The sequence below is a fragment of the Gordonia sp. CPCC 206044 genome (assembly GCF_048537895.1).
Lineage (GTDB): Bacteria > Actinomycetota > Actinomycetes > Mycobacteriales > Mycobacteriaceae > Gordonia.
This window is the reverse complement of sequence record NZ_JBCLVL010000019.1, coordinates 39,842-53,162: the sequence shown is the minus strand read 5'-3', so window position 1 is coordinate 53,162 and position 13,321 is coordinate 39,842. Positions and strand designations below refer to the sequence as shown.

General features: G+C 68.1%; 11 protein-coding genes. 3 read left to right on the top strand and 8 right to left on the bottom strand.

Going from position 1 to position 13,321, the window contains the following annotated elements; genetic code table 11:
- Window positions 1-17: 17 nt before the first annotated feature.
- Window positions 18-764 (bottom strand): TetR/AcrR family transcriptional regulator, encoded by a 747-nt coding sequence (locus AAFP35_RS23360; RefSeq protein WP_419224057.1) that lies wholly within the window; start codon window positions 762-764, stop codon window positions 18-20.
- 99 nt (window positions 765-863) lie between these two features.
- Here AAFP35_RS23360 and AAFP35_RS23355 point away from each other — a divergent pair, with 99 nt between their 5' ends.
- Window positions 864-2,576, top strand: coding sequence for an MFS transporter (locus AAFP35_RS23355; RefSeq protein ID WP_419224056.1), 1,713 nt, complete (start codon window positions 864-866; stop codon window positions 2,574-2,576).
- 106 nt (window positions 2,577-2,682) lie between these two features.
- Here the strand turns inward: AAFP35_RS23355 and glnA are convergent, their stop codons facing one another.
- Window positions 2,683-4,116, bottom strand: a complete 1,434-nt coding sequence (gene glnA / locus AAFP35_RS23350; protein ID WP_419224055.1) for a type I glutamate--ammonia ligase — start codon at window positions 4,114-4,116, stop codon at window positions 2,683-2,685.
- Between the two features lie 355 nt (window positions 4,117-4,471).
- Between glnA and AAFP35_RS23345 the strand changes: the two genes are divergently transcribed.
- Window positions 4,472-4,975 carry an RDD family protein gene (locus AAFP35_RS23345; protein ID WP_419224054.1) on the top strand — a complete coding sequence of 168 codons (504 nt, stop codon included), beginning with the start codon at window positions 4,472-4,474 and terminating at the stop codon, window positions 4,973-4,975.
- A gap of 172 nt (window positions 4,976-5,147) precedes the next feature.
- Here AAFP35_RS23345 and AAFP35_RS23340 read toward each other — a convergent pair whose 3' ends face one another.
- The 6 genes from AAFP35_RS23340 to AAFP35_RS23315 all read right to left on the bottom strand — a co-directional run bounded on the left by AAFP35_RS23340 (window position 5,148) and on the right by AAFP35_RS23315 (window position 12,065).
- Entirely contained in the window at window positions 5,148-5,888 is a 741-nt protein-coding gene (locus AAFP35_RS23340; RefSeq protein ID WP_419224052.1) for a DUF4191 domain-containing protein, read from the bottom strand.
- Window positions 5,889-5,918: 30 nt separating this feature from the next.
- Window positions 5,919-7,010, bottom strand: a complete 1,092-nt coding sequence (gene lipA, locus AAFP35_RS23335; RefSeq protein ID WP_419224051.1) for a lipoyl synthase — start codon at window positions 7,008-7,010, stop codon at window positions 5,919-5,921.
- On the bottom strand, window positions 7,007-7,711 hold the full coding sequence (gene lipB / locus AAFP35_RS23330; RefSeq protein ID WP_419224049.1) for a lipoyl(octanoyl) transferase LipB: 705 nt from the start codon (window positions 7,709-7,711) through the stop codon (window positions 7,007-7,009). The genes lipA and lipB overlap by 4 nt, the downstream gene beginning before the upstream one ends.
- The gene (locus AAFP35_RS23325) at window positions 7,704-8,588 is read right to left on the bottom strand and encodes a TIGR01777 family oxidoreductase (RefSeq protein ID WP_419224048.1); all 885 of its coding nucleotides are present in this window, start codon (window positions 8,586-8,588) and stop codon (window positions 7,704-7,706) included. The genes lipB and AAFP35_RS23325 overlap by 8 nt, the downstream gene beginning before the upstream one ends.
- Before the next feature lie 6 nt (window positions 8,589-8,594).
- Window positions 8,595-10,331 (bottom strand): 2-oxoglutarate dehydrogenase, E2 component, dihydrolipoamide succinyltransferase, encoded by a 1,737-nt coding sequence (gene sucB / locus AAFP35_RS23320; protein ID WP_419224047.1) that lies wholly within the window; start codon window positions 10,329-10,331, stop codon window positions 8,595-8,597.
- A gap of 204 nt (window positions 10,332-10,535) precedes the next feature.
- Window positions 10,536-12,065: a leucyl aminopeptidase gene (locus AAFP35_RS23315; RefSeq protein WP_419224046.1), complete on the bottom strand. Its 1,530-nt coding sequence runs from the start codon at window positions 12,063-12,065 to the stop codon at window positions 10,536-10,538.
- Window positions 12,066-12,144: 79 nt separating this feature from the next.
- Here AAFP35_RS23315 and gcvT point away from each other — a divergent pair, with 79 nt between their 5' ends.
- Complete coding sequence (gcvT, locus tag AAFP35_RS23310; RefSeq protein ID WP_419224045.1) at window positions 12,145-13,269, top strand: glycine cleavage system aminomethyltransferase GcvT; 1,125 nt, start codon at window positions 12,145-12,147, stop codon at window positions 13,267-13,269.
- The last annotated feature ends 52 nt before the right edge of the window (window positions 13,270-13,321 follow it).

Below are 13,321 nucleotides of genomic sequence, written 5' to 3'. Positions count from 1 at the left end.
GCGCGGCGGCCTGCCCGTCACTGGGATTCGACGAGCCCGGCGAGTCCGTCGAGGATCACCGACAGCCCGAAATCGAGTTGCTCGGTGAAGAAGTCGTCGTCTGTCTGGTCCTGATCGGCCGCGGCGGATGCCAGATGGGGGAACTCGGCGGGCGTCACCAGTTCGACGAGTAACTCCTCGTACGTGTGGCCGTTCGAGTCCGGACCGCTTTCCAGCAACCCCATCTGGGTCGACTGACGCACGTGCTGACGGACGAATCCGTCCACCAGTAGCAGGGCATTGAGCTTCTGCTCACCCGTCAATGAGGTGTCGGCGAAACATTGCACACCGATCTCGGTCCACGACAGCACACGCGGTCCCACCGGCGGGCGCGCCATCGGGATCGTGGCCAACCAGGGGCGTTGGCGTAGCCCATCGGCGATCGCCAGCGCCCATGTCCGTACCCGCGCGCGCCAGTCTCCCGAAGCGGTCAGGGTGCGGTCGGCCTGGCCGTAGGCCTCGTCGACCATCAGCTCGTAGATGTCGTCCTTGCTGTCGACGTAGCGGTACAGCGACATCGTCGACAGACCCAGGTCTGCGGCGATCGCCTTCATCGACACGGCCTCGACGCCGTGGGCGTCGGCGATGGCCACGGCGGTCCGGCCGATGTCGTGGATGGTGATCGTCGGCCGGGGCCCGCGACGCGGGGCCGGGTCGTCGCGACCCCAGAGCAGGGCGAGGTAGCGGGGGATGGTCGGCCCGGATACGCCGTCCGCGATGTCCATGCATTCCATCGTAGTAACTGCTTGTGCGGTACACAGTTCGGGTCTACGATCTGCGTATCAAATAAACAGTCTATGTAATACACAGAAAGGGGTCCGGTCATGGTTCGACGTTCTCCATGGATCGCACTCACCGCTCTCTGCCTGCCGATGCTGATCGTCTCGATGGATGTGTCCGTGCTGTTCTTCGCGGTGCCCGACATCGCTGCGGATCTCGCGCCCACACCCGAGCAGCAGCTCTGGATCTTCGACATCTACGGGCTGGTCCTGGCCGGTCTGTTGCTCACGATGGGTTCGATGGCCGACCGCATCGGTCATCGGCGGCTGCTGCTCATCGGGGCGGCGGCCTTCAGCGGCGCCTCGCTGGTGGCGGCGTTCGCGTCGTCTGCCGAGATGCTCATCGGCGCCCGGGCGCTGCTGGGGATAGCGGGGGCCACCTTGATGCCCTCGACGCTGGCGATGATCCGGCACGTCTTCGACGACCCGGCCGCCCGGGCGAAGGCGGTGGCCGCCTGGAATGCGGTCCTCGCCGGCGGTGTCACGGTAGGACCCATCATCAGCGGCTTGCTGCTCGAGCACTTCTGGTGGGGATCGGTCTTCTTGATCAACGTGCCGTTCATGGTGCTCCTGCTGATCGTCGGACCGCTGCTGCTGCCCGGAGACACCGCGGTCGCGGGAAAGCGGGTGGATGTCCTCAGCGGTGTACTCGCCCTCGGCGCGATGCTGCCGGTGGTCTACGGCATCAAGCGTCTCGCCGCCGACGGATGGTCGGTGTCGGCCGGGGTGGCGCTTGCCGTCGGTGTGCTGGTCGCGGTCGGTTTCGTGATGCGGCAGTTGCGGATAGACGATCCGATGGTGGACCTGGGGCTGCTCGCGCAGCGTCGCTTCGGCACGTCGATCGCAACGAATCTGATCTGCATGTTCGCCCTCCTGAGCAACTCCATCGTCGTCACGCAGTACCTGCAGTCGGTGCTGGGCTATTCACCGTTGAAGGCGGCGCTGTGGAGCGTGGCGCCGTCGGTGGTGGTGGGCGCGGTGGCGCCGCTGGCCGCGGTCGTGTCGTCGCGGGTGGGACGGCCGCCGGTCATCGCCGGTGGACTCCTGCTGGGTGCTTCGGGGTTCGCGGTGCTGGCGGCCTTCACCGGGACCGAATCGCTGATCAGCGTCCTGGTCGGGGCCACCCTGCTGGCGTCCGGGATCGTCGCGGCCACCTCGATGATCGCCGACTACGTCGTCGGGGTGGCGCCGGTCGAGCGGGCAGGCGCCACCTCGGGGTTGCTGGAGACGTCCAGCGAACTCGGCGGTGCGCTGGGCATCGCGATCCTGGGCAGCATCGTCACCGCGGTGTTCCGGATGGACTTCCCGGCGGAGTTGGTCGGCGGCGAGGGCTCACGCAGTCTGGCGGGCGCGTTGGCCGCCGCCCAGCATCTGCCCGCAGAGCACGCCGCCGAGGTCGTGGAGGCCGCGCGTGGCGCGTTCGTCGACGGCTTGTCGGCCGCCGCGTGGACCGGCGCGGGCATCCTCGTCGCGACCGCTGTCGCGGTGATGTGGATGCTGCGCGGACCGAGTGGGCGAGCGTCAGAGGATCTCGACCTTGGCGGTCGACGAGAGGACGATCTGTCGACGGTCGTCGGAGCTGTTGACCAGCTCGACCGTGTAGTCGTCGGCGCCGTTACGGACGCTCGTGCGGACAACTCCGCGCAGACCGTCGACGCTGATGCGGTCGCCGGGTGCGAGGTCTTCGACAAATCTGGTGCGAGTCATGGTGACAACCTAAATCGAACTGATGTGAAACGGCAGAGTACAAACCCCTGAACGTGACGTCAATCACGAGACAACGTCGGGGCCGGTGACGCGAGGCCCGGAAACGCAACGACCCGCCCGGCGATGCCGGGCGGGTCGTTGCGTCTGGACCGAGATGTCAGCAGTCGTAGTAGAGCGCGAACTCGTACGGGTGCGGACGGATCTGGACCGGCTCGATCTCGTTCTCACGCTTGAGCGCGATCCAGGTCTCGATGAGGTCCTCGGTGAACACGCCACCGGCGGTGAGGTAGTCGTGGTCCTCTTCGAGCTTGTCGATGACCGCCGACAGCGAGGTCGGGGCCTGCGGGATGCCCTTGGCCTCCTCCGGGGGCAGCTCGTAGAGGTCCTTGTCGACGGGCTCGTGCGGCTCGATCTTGTTCTTGATGCCGTCGAGGCCCGCCATCATCATTGCGGCGAACGCCAGGTACGGGTTGCCCGAGCTGTCCGGGCAACGGAACTCGAGGCGCTTGGCCTTCGGGTTGTTGCCGGTGATCGGGATACGCACGCAGGCCGACCGGTTGCGCTGGCTGTAGACCAGGTTGATCGGGGCCTCGTAGCCCGGGACCAGGCGCTTGTAGGAGTTCACCGTCGGGTTGGTGAACGCCAGCAGCGACGGTGCGTGGTGCAGGATGCCGCCGATGTAGTAGCGCGCCAGATCCGACAGGCCCGCGTAGCCGGCCTCGTCGTGGAACAGCGGCTTGCCGTCCTTCCACAGCGACTGGTGGGCGTGCATGCCCGAGCCGTTGTCGCCGAAGAGGGGCTTCGGCATGAAGGTGACTGTCTTGCCGTTCTGGTACGCGGTGTTCTTGATGATGTACTTGAACAGCAGCACATCGTCGGCCGCGTGCAGCAGCGTGTTGAACTTGTAGTTGATCTCGGCCTGACCGCCGGTGCCGACCTCGTGGTGACCCCGCTCGAGCGTGAAGCCCGCGTTGGTCAGGTTGGTCGACATCTCGTCACGCAGATCGACGTAGTGGTCGTACGGGGCGACCGGGAAGTATCCACCCTTGGGACGGACCTTGTAGCCGAGGTTCGGCGAGCCGTCCGGGTCGGTCGGCGAACCCGAGTTCCACCAGCCCGACTCCGACTCGACCTCGTAGAAGGTGCCGTTCATCTGCGAGTCGAATGACACCGAGTCGAAGATGTAGAACTCTGCCTCGGCGCCGAAGAAGCAGGTGTCGGCGATGCCGGTGGAGGCCAGGTAGTCCTCGGCCTTGCGGGCGACGTTGCGCGGGTCGCGGCTGTAGGCCTCACGGGTGAACGGGTCGTGGACGAAGAAGCTCAGGTTCATCGTCTTGGCCTTGCGGAACGGGTCGATCCGCGCGGTGGCCGGGTCGGGCAGCAGCATCATGTCCGACTCGTCGATCGACTGGAAGCCACGCACCGACGATCCGTCGAACGCCAGGCCGTCCTCGAACACCGACTCGTCGAACGCTGCGGCGGGGATCGAGAAGTGCTGCATCACACCGGGCAGGTCGCAGAAGCGGATGTCGACGTACTCGACGCCCTCTTTCTTGATGCCCTCGAGAAGTTCTTCGTTGCTGCTGTACACCGTCCGGTGACTCCTTAACTTGTTCGGGTGGGCCAGATACCTGGCACGCCTCATCCGCCACCGGAGAAATCAGCAGCGGATCTCAGCGAGAACCGTATGGACGTGAAGTTGCCCAGGCGTTGAGCCCATGTTTCTCCTGTGTTACGCGGGCCCGAGATCTCGACAACACCGACCGTTCCGAACCGCAACGATGCCACGTCGGCGAACAGAGCACCAAGAGAGCGCCGGAAATGACGGATTCGTCACCCGACCTGCCGGAAATCGCCGGGTGCTCATCGGCCATTACCATGGACGACATGCGTCAACCGACATCATCGCGCACCCGGGGTGCATTCGCACGGCAAGAGGCCCTCTGATGGGCCGCGCGACCGGGTCCTGGTTGTCGGGACCTCAGATCGGGCCCGGCGGTGGTGGTGACGTCGAGTTCCGGGGACAAGACCTCGGTCTGCCCGGATCCGGACCCGGCTCTCTGGCCGGTGGCTGGCCGCGCACCCTCGGTCTCCTGGTCGACTGGGTGCTCGCCGCGGGCATCTCCCTGCTGTTCGTGCGCTTCGGTTCCCCGAACCTCGGAACCGTGGTGCTCGGTGTCTGGTTCGTGATCGGCGCGGTGGCCGTGACGCTGTTCGGCTTCACCCCGGGACAGTTCGTCGTGGGGCTTCGGGTGGCGCGGGTGGATCACGGTCCCGATCGTGCCGCCGCGGAGGCCGGTGGGAAGGCCGACCCGGCGGCGGTCGGTATCGTCCGCGCACTGGCCCGGCAGGTGTTGATCGTGTTCCTGGTACCGGCGCTGATGAACGACTACAACGGGCGCGCGCTGCATGATCGGGCGACCGGGACCGCCATGGTGCGCACCCGCTGAGTGTCGCCTGACATCTGAGTGCCGCCTGACATGAACTGACTCCCGGATGTGAACTGACTCCCGACATGAACGGACCGGCAGCGGTGCCGGCCCGGATCGTGGATGATCGGGCGGCAACCGGTGCCGGTCGGTTCTCGGTGCTGTGCTGTGTCTGTTCTGCGGTGTCTGTGGTTCAGCTGCGGCGACGGGCGGTGCGCTGCATGCCGCGCACCTTGGCGTTGCCGGGGATCGGACCCTTGGGCATACCCGGTCCCTGCTGGTTGCGGCCACCGAGCGCGCTGAGCCGACCCTCGAGCGCATCGATGCGCTTGCCGTCGATGTTCGTCGGCAACTTGCTGAGGTGACGTTCGAGCTTGCTCAACGGGACCTGGCCGTCGTCGTTGCCGACGATGATCTCGTAGATCGGGGTGTCGCCGACGACGCGCGCCGCCTTCTTCTTCTCCTGCGCGACCAGGGACCTGACCCGGCTGGGGGAGCCCTCGCCGACCAGGATCACGCCCGGCTTCCCGATCACGCGGTGCACGGCGTCGAGGTGAGCGTTGCCGGTGACTGCCTGCTTGACCCGCCACTGCCCACGCATGTTGCCCAGTGCCCACCCGGCCGCACCGGGCTGACCCTCGGCCTTGGTGTACACGCTGCGCTGTACGCGACGCCCGAAGAGGATGAACGCGGCCAGCAGGCCCAGCACGATACCGAGCGGCAGCAGCAACCAGACGCTGCCGAATGCCAGACCGAGCACCACGAAGATCGCAACGATCAGTACGAACAGACCGACCATGTACGGGATGAGGCGCTTGTCTTCTTTGCGCTGCATCTGGAAGGCCTGCCACAGCTGCTTGAACCGTTCCCGGGAGGCCTGTCTGCGGGCCTTCTTCGCCGCGGCCTTCGCCTCTTTGTCTTGCGCCTTTGCCATGGCCACCAGTCTACGGCGCGGCCAAACCTGTCAGTGCGCGAGGCGACTCAGCAGGCTCGACGCCTCCTGGCTGGCCGAACCCTCGTCGGCGAGATGGGCCAGGGCAGGCGCGATCTGCCTGCCGTGATGGGCCATCGCCTGTGCGTAGAGGCGGCCGGCGCGGTACGACGATCGCACCAGCGGCCCGGCCATGACACCGGCGAAGCCGACCTCGGAGGCGAACTCCGAGTGGTCGACGAACTCTTCGGGCTTCACCCACCGCTCGACGGGATGGTGACGGGGCGACGGTCGCAGGTACTGGGTGATGGTGAGGATGTCGCACCCGGCCTCGTGCAGGTCCACGATCGCCGACTGCACCTCCTCGGGGGTCTCACCCATACCCAGGATCAGGTTGGATTTGGTCACCAGACCGAAGTCGCGGGCCTGCGTGATGACATCCAGGGACCGCTCGTAGCGGAACGCCGGACGGATGCGCTTGAAGATGCGCGGCACGGTCTCCAGATTATGGGCGAGGACCTCGGGGCGTGCCTCGAAGACCTCGGCCAGCAGATCGGGGTTCGCGTGGAAGTCGGGGATCAGGTTCTCCACACCGGTCCCGGGATTCAACCGGTGGATGGCGCGGACGGTCTCGGCGTAGAGCCAGGCACCTTCGTCGGGAAGGTCGTCGCGGGCGACCCCGGTGATGGTCGAGTAGCGCAGCCCCATCGCCTGCACACTCTCGGCGACACGGCGCGGTTCGTCACGATCGAGCTCGGCGGGTTTGCCGGTGTCGATCTGGCAGAAATCGCAACGGCGCGTGCACTGCTCGCCGCCGATGAGGAAGGTCGCCTCGCGGTCTTCCCAGCACTCGTAGATGTTGGGGCAGCCCGCTTCTTCGCAAACCGTGTGCAGGCCTTCGCGTTTCACCAAACCCTTGAGCTCGGTGTATTCCGGCCCCATGCGGGCGCGGGTCTTGATCCAGCTCGGCTTGCGCTCGATGGGTGTCTGCGCGTTACGCACCTCGAGACGCAGGAGTTTGCGTCCGTTCGGTGGGGCAGGGGTGGAGGTCGTTGGTGCTGCAGCCGATTCGAGGGATGGGGAATCGGGGGCACCGGGTCCGGGGGTTACTGGGGACGCGGTCACCGCACCGATCCTACGCTTGCGGTGTGTGGGGCCTCGCTCGCCAGGCCCGTCCCGTCGAGTGCCTGCTGCACGGCGTCGGCCACCGGGTCCAGGAGCTCGGCGACCGACAACGGGTGTGCGAGTTCCCGGCTCAGTGAGGTCACACCTGCGTCGGCGATACCGCACGGGACGATCGCGTCGAAGGCACTCATGTCCGGGTCGATGTTGAGCGCGAATCCGTGCAGAGCGACGCCGCGTGCGACGCGGATGCCGATCTGGCCGAGTTTGCGTTCACCGGTGCTGTCGCTGACCCACACACCGGATCGGCCGTCGACGCGGCCGGTGACGACGCCGTGGCCGGCGCACACTCCGATGAGGGCCTCCTCGAGGCGACGCACGTACTCGACGACATCGAGGGGTTCGGCGAGCTTGACGATCGGGTAGCCGACGAGCTGGCCGGGGCCGTGCCAGGTGATCCGGCCACCCCTGTCGACATCGATGACCAGCGAACCGTCCGTGGGCCGGTCGGAGTCCTCGGTCCGTTTGCCCGCGGTGTAGGTGGACGGATGTTCGAGCAGTAACAGCACGTCGTGATCGAGGGACCCGTCGGCGCGTTGCTCGGCCAACCGGTGCTGCAGGTCGTACGTGTCGGGGTAGTCGACGACGCCGAGCCGACGGACCTCGATCGGTTGGTTGTCCGACCGGATGGATCGATCATGCATGCGCGTACTCCAATGCGTCGTCGATCGTCGGATGGGTGAAGTCGAAGCCGTTGTCGATGAGCACACGTGGTGCAACGCGCTGACTGAACAGAATCATTTCCTCGGCCATCTCGCCGCCCACGGCCTTCGCCGCGAACGCCGGCACCGACAACACGGTCGGCCGGTGCAGCGACCGGCCCAGCGCGGCGGCGAACTCGCCGAACGCGACCGCGCCGGGGGAGCACAGATTGACCGGTCCGCTGATCGTGGACTCCACCAGGAAGACGATGGCGCGCACCTCGTCGGGCAGGCTGATCCACGAGAAGTACTGGCGGCCATTACCGATGGGACCGCCGAGCCCCACCCGAAAGATCGGGCGCAAACGTCCCAACAATCCACCGTCGCGGGCCAGGACGGGGGCGGTGCGCAACAGCACGACCCGGGTGTCGTCACCGGCATTCGCGGTGGCCGCGGCCTCCCAGTCGGTGACGAGTTCGGCAAGGAACCCGTCGCCGGCCGGGTCGGACTCGGTCGCGACGCGTGAGCCGGTGTCCCCGTAGAAGCCGGTCGCCGACGCACTGAGGAAGGTCGGCACCCCGGCCGTCCTCGCCGCGTCGGCGAGGACCTCGGTCGGGGTGATGCGCGAGTCGCGCAGTTCCTGCTTGAAGCGGCCCGTCCAGCGTTGGTTGCCGACGCCGACCCCGCCGAGGCCGATCAACGCGTCGACCCCGTCCAGACTTTCCGGCGGGACGCCGAATGTCTCCGGCTCCCAGCTGAACTCGTCATCGGAGTCGGCCTCGCGCCGAACGAGTCGGACCACGGTGTGTCCCGCGTCTCGCAACGCGGAGACCACCGCGGAGCCGATCAACCCCTGCGAGCCGGCGACGGCTACGCGCATCGCGTCCTACAGGCCGAGATCGGCGGCGAAGGCGCCCGATTCGAGACGCTTCTTGATGGTCGTCAGGAAGCGTCCGGCGTCGGCGCCGTCGATGAGGCGGTGGTCGTAGGTCAGCGGCAGGTAGGACATCGAGCGCACCGCGATCGACTCCGAACCGTCGTCGTCGGTGATGACGACCGGACGCTTGACGATGGCGCCGGTGCCCAGCATCGACGACTGCGGCGGGACCAGGATCGGGGTGTCGAACAGGGCACCCTGGCTGCCGATGTTGGTGATGGTGAACGTGCCACCGGCCAGCTCATCGGGTTTGAGTCCGTTGCTGCGGGCGCGGGCCGCGATGTCGGCGATCGCACGGGCGAGGCCCGCGATGGACAGATCGTCGGCGTTGTGGATCACCGGCGACAGCAGACCCTGCTCGGTGTCGACCGCGATGCCCAGATGCACCTTGTCGTAATAGGTGATCTCCTTGCGGTCCTCGTCGATCGACGCGTTGATGTTCGGGTGCGCCTTGAGCGCCTCGACGACGGCCTTCGCGATGAACGGCAGGAACGTCAGGTTGACGCCCTCGGACGCCTTGAACGACTCCTTGGCCTGCTTGCGCAGCGACACGATCCTGCTCATGTCGACCTCGAAGACCTGGGTGAGCTGAGCGCTGGTCTGCAGCGACTCGCGGGTCTTCTTCGCGGTGATCTGCCGGATGCGGTTGATCTTCTGCGTGGTGCCGCGCAGTGCCGCCAGTTCCGGCTTGATCTCCGGTGCGGACGCGGCCGGTGCCTGCGCAGCCGGTGCGGCGGCGGGGCTCGCGGCGGGCGCGGGCGCCTTGGCGGCCTCGGCTGCGGCGAGGACATCCTGCTTGCGGATGCGGCCGCCGACGCCGGTGCCCTTGAGCGTGTTCAGGTCGATGTTGTTCTCCGCGGCCAGCTTTCGGACCAGCGGGGTGACGTACGGAGTCGATTCGACGGTGGTCGGTTCAGGCTTCGCTGCCGGTGCCGGGGCCGGTTGCGCCCGGGCGGGTTCGGGCTCGGGTGTCGGCGTGGGCTCCGGGGTCGGTGCCGGCGGCGGGGTCGGTGCCGCGGGTGGCTCTGCGGCCGGTGCCGGGGTGGGCGCCGGGGCTGCGGGAGCCGGTGCTGCGCCGGGTGCACCGATGACGGCGAGTTTGCCGCCGACCTCGATCACGTCGTCTTCCTGGGCGACGATCTCGAGCAGGGTTCCGGCGACTGGCGACGGGATCTCCGTGTCGACCTTGTCGGTGGAGACCTCGAGCAGCGGTTCGTCGGCGGCGACCTCGTCGCCGACGGCCTTGAGCCAGTTGGTCACGGTGCCCTCGGTGACCGACTCGCCCAGTTCCGGCATCACGACGTCGGTGCCCTCGGCGGAACCGCCGGAGCCGGCCGAGGCGGCGGGTGCGGAGTCGGAGGCGGCCGGTTCGGCCGCGGGTTCGGCCGGCTCGGGGGCGGACTCGGCAGGCGCGGCGGGTTCGCTCGGCTCCGCGGCGGCCTGTTCGCCTGCCTCACCGATCAGCGCGAGTTCGCCGCCGACCTCGATGACGTCGTCCTCCTGGGCGATGATCTTCGTCAGCACACCCGATGTGGGGGCGGGGATCTCGGTGTCGACCTTGTCGGTGGACACCTCCAGCAAGGGCTCGTCGGCCTCGACGGTGTCGCCCTCCTCCTTCAGCCACCGGGTGACTGTTCCTTCGGTGACGCTTTCACCCAAGGCGGGCATCTGGACGGAGAAGGCCATCGTTGTTGACTCCTGAACTCGAGGTGTTGTCGTTGGGTCTGCGGTGCCGCGGTGTGTGCGCCGGCGGTACCCGGGACGGGCTGTGGCGGGTGAGCCGTCCGTCCGTGGGTTACCCTACCCGGCTCGGGTCGCTCGGATGCGGTGTGGCCGCACTTTCCGTCGACCTGTCCGACACCCGGAACCGCAGCGTGTAGGGGCCGCCGGTCAGCCCTGCGCCGCGATGTCCTCCAGGACCGCGGCGATCGTGCGGACGGGTACCCCGGTGCCGCCCTTGGGCGTGTAACCCCAAGGGCCGCCGGTGTTGAACGCGGGCCCGGCGATGTCGATGTGCGCCCACTGCACGCCCGAGGCCACGAACTCCTTGAGGAACACGGCGGCGGCCAGCATGCCCGCGTTGCGGTTGTTGGTGACGTTCGCCAGATCGGCGACCCGCGACTTGAGATCGTTGCGCAGTTCGGTGGGCAGCGGCATCGCCCACGCGTTCTCGCCGACCGTCGCCGACAGGGTGGCGACCCGGTCCCGGAACTCGTCGGTCCCCATCACGCCGGGGGTGCGCGAGCCCAACGCCACCAGTTGCGCACCGGTGAGTGTGGCCGTGTCGATGAGGTAGTCCGGGTCGTCCTCGCATGCGCGGACCATCGCGTCGGCCAGCACGAGACGGCCTTCGGCGTCGGTGTTGAGGACCTCGACGGTGGTGCCGCCGTACTGGGTCAGGACGTCACCGGGGCGCTGCGCGGTCCCCGACGGCATGTTCTCGGCCATCGGCACCGTCGCGGTGACCGACACGTCGAGATCGAGTCGGGCGGCCAGGATGGTGGCCGCGATGACCGCGGCCGCACCGCCCATGTCCGAGGTCATGTGGTCCATGTTGGCCGCGGGCTTGATGGAGATGCCGCCGGTGTCGAAGGTGATGCCCTTGCCGACGAGGGCCACCTTCTTGGCGTCCTTGCGGCCCGTGTGGGTCAGTCGAACCAGCCGCGGCAGGCGCGACGATCCCTTGCCGACCCCGAGGATGCCGCCGTAGGCGCCCTTCTCCAGCGCCTTGTCGTCGAGCACCTCGACCTTGAGGCCCACCGCACTGCCCAGACGCACGGCTCGGTCGGCGAACTCCTCGGGGTAGAGGTGGCTCGGTGGCGTGTTGACGAAATCGCGGGCGATGGCCACGGAGTCCGCCACGGCGGCGGCATGGGCCAGTTCGGCCTTCGCAGCCTTGCCCTTGTCCTCGACGAGCAGGGTGATCCGGGCGGGCGGATTCTTCTTCGGCTGGGTCTTCGCCGACCGGAAGGTGTCGAAGCGGTAGGCGCCGAGGAAATGCCCCTCGGCGGCCGCACCGAGTTGCACCGACGACAACGTGGTGGCGACCTGGCCGATGCCGTCGAGCTCCCGGGCGGCGATTCCGGCGGCCTGACGGATCTGTTCGGCGTCGTCGAGGTCGTCGGCGGACCCGAGTCCGACCGCCACCACGAGACCGACATCGAGAGAGTCCGGCGCGGGCATCTTGGTGATCTCGCCGTGCCCGCCGGAGGCGCCGACCCGACGGATCGCGTTGCTGATCGCCTCGGCCTGTGCGTCGTCGAGGATGCCGTCGCCGATCGCCAGGGTGGGTTCGGCCGCCGCGTCGTCGGAGTCGGCCTTGATCAGGCCGATCACGAGTGCCTCATCGGACTTGCCGATGGTGGTTGCCAATTCGAGTTCCGGGCCGCGCGCGCGGTCGACATCATCGTTTCGGGTCACGGCCACAACTGTAGTCCCACGGTGACCGGGCCCACCGAGTCGCCAGGTCACACCCGCGTGCTCCCCTAAGGTGTGGGGCATGACCGATCTCCTCGCCGGCCCCATCGCCGATCGTCACGTCGCCCTCGGCGCCAGCTTCGCCGAATTCGGCGGCTGGAACATGCCGGTCTCCTACGCCGGAACCGTCGCCGAGCACACCGCGGTCCGTGAGGCCGTCGGCATCTTCGACGTCAGCCACCTCGGCAAGGCGCTGGTCGCCGGAGCGGGCGCGGCCGACCTCGTGAACCGCACGCTGAGCAACGATCTCGGCAAGATCACACCGGGCAAGGCGCAGTACACGTTGTGCTGCAACGAATCCGGGGGAGTGGTCGACGACCTGATCACCTACCTCGTCGGCGACGACGAGGTGTTCCTGATACCCAATGCGGCCAACACGGCCGCCGTCGTCGGCCTGTTGTCGGCGGCCGCGCCCGAGGGCGTCACGGTGACCGATCAGCATCGCGACTTCGCGGTGTTCGCGGTGCAGGGTCCGCGTGCCCCGGAGACACTCGCCGCCGTCGGTCTGCCGACCGACATGGACTACATGGCCTTCGTCGACGCAGACCTCGCGACCGCCGACGGGCCGCGGCCGGTGCGCGTGTGCCGGACCGGCTACACCGGCGAGCGCGGCTTCGAGATCCTGCCCCGATGGGCGGATGCGGGCCCGGTCTTCGACACCCTGCTCGCCGCGGTCACCGAGCACGGCGGACAACCTGCGGGTCTGGGCGCCCGCGACACCCTGCGCACCGAGATGGGCTACGCACTGCACGGCCACGAACTCGGTCCGGAGATCACCCCGGTCCAGGCGCGCTCCGGATGGGCCGTCGGCTGGCGCAAGCCCGAGTTCTTCGGTCGGGACGCCCTTCTCGCCGAGAAGGCGGCCGGACCGCCCAGGCGTCTGTACGCGCTGAAGGCGACCGGCCGCGGGGTGCCGCGCGCCGACTGTGCGGTGCTCGCGGCGTCCGACGGCGCGGTGCCGGCGCGCACCGCGATCGGGCGGTGCACGTCGGGAACGTTCTCGCCGACCCTCAAACAGGGGATTGCGCTCGCGCTCATCGACTCCGACGCGGCGGTCGAGATCGGCTCCGAGGTCATCGTCGACGTGCGGGGTCGTGACCTGCCCTGCGAGGTCGTCGGGCTGCCCTTCGTGGAGTCGCACGTCTGAGTCGCGTCGGGGCACCGGGCCGGGCGCCGGAATCCGTTTGTGCCGCGGCGGT

Excerpts from the sequence above, each read along its gene's own strand:
- AAFP35_RS23360 (WP_419224057.1), bottom strand. The coding sequence starts at position 764 with ATGGACATCGCGGACGGCGTATCCGGGCCGACCATCCCCCGCTACCTC.
- AAFP35_RS23355 (WP_419224056.1), top strand. The coding sequence starts at position 864 with ATGGTTCGACGTTCTCCATGGATCGCACTCACCGCTCTCTGCCTGCCG.
- AAFP35_RS23345 (WP_419224054.1), top strand. The coding sequence starts at position 4,472 with ATGGGCCGCGCGACCGGGTCCTGGTTGTCGGGACCTCAGATCGGGCCC.
- AAFP35_RS23340 (WP_419224052.1), bottom strand. The coding sequence starts at position 5,888 with ATGGCAAAGGCGCAAGACAAAGAGGCGAAGGCCGCGGCGAAGAAGGCC.
- lipB (WP_419224049.1), bottom strand. The coding sequence starts at position 7,711 with ATGCATGATCGATCCATCCGGTCGGACAACCAACCGATCGAGGTCCGT.
- AAFP35_RS23325 (WP_419224048.1), bottom strand. The coding sequence starts at position 8,588 with ATGCGCGTAGCCGTCGCCGGCTCGCAGGGGTTGATCGGCTCCGCGGTG.
- sucB (WP_419224047.1), bottom strand. The coding sequence starts at position 10,331 with ATGGCCTTCTCCGTCCAGATGCCCGCCTTGGGTGAAAGCGTCACCGAA.
- gcvT (WP_419224045.1), top strand. The coding sequence starts at position 12,145 with ATGACCGATCTCCTCGCCGGCCCCATCGCCGATCGTCACGTCGCCCTC.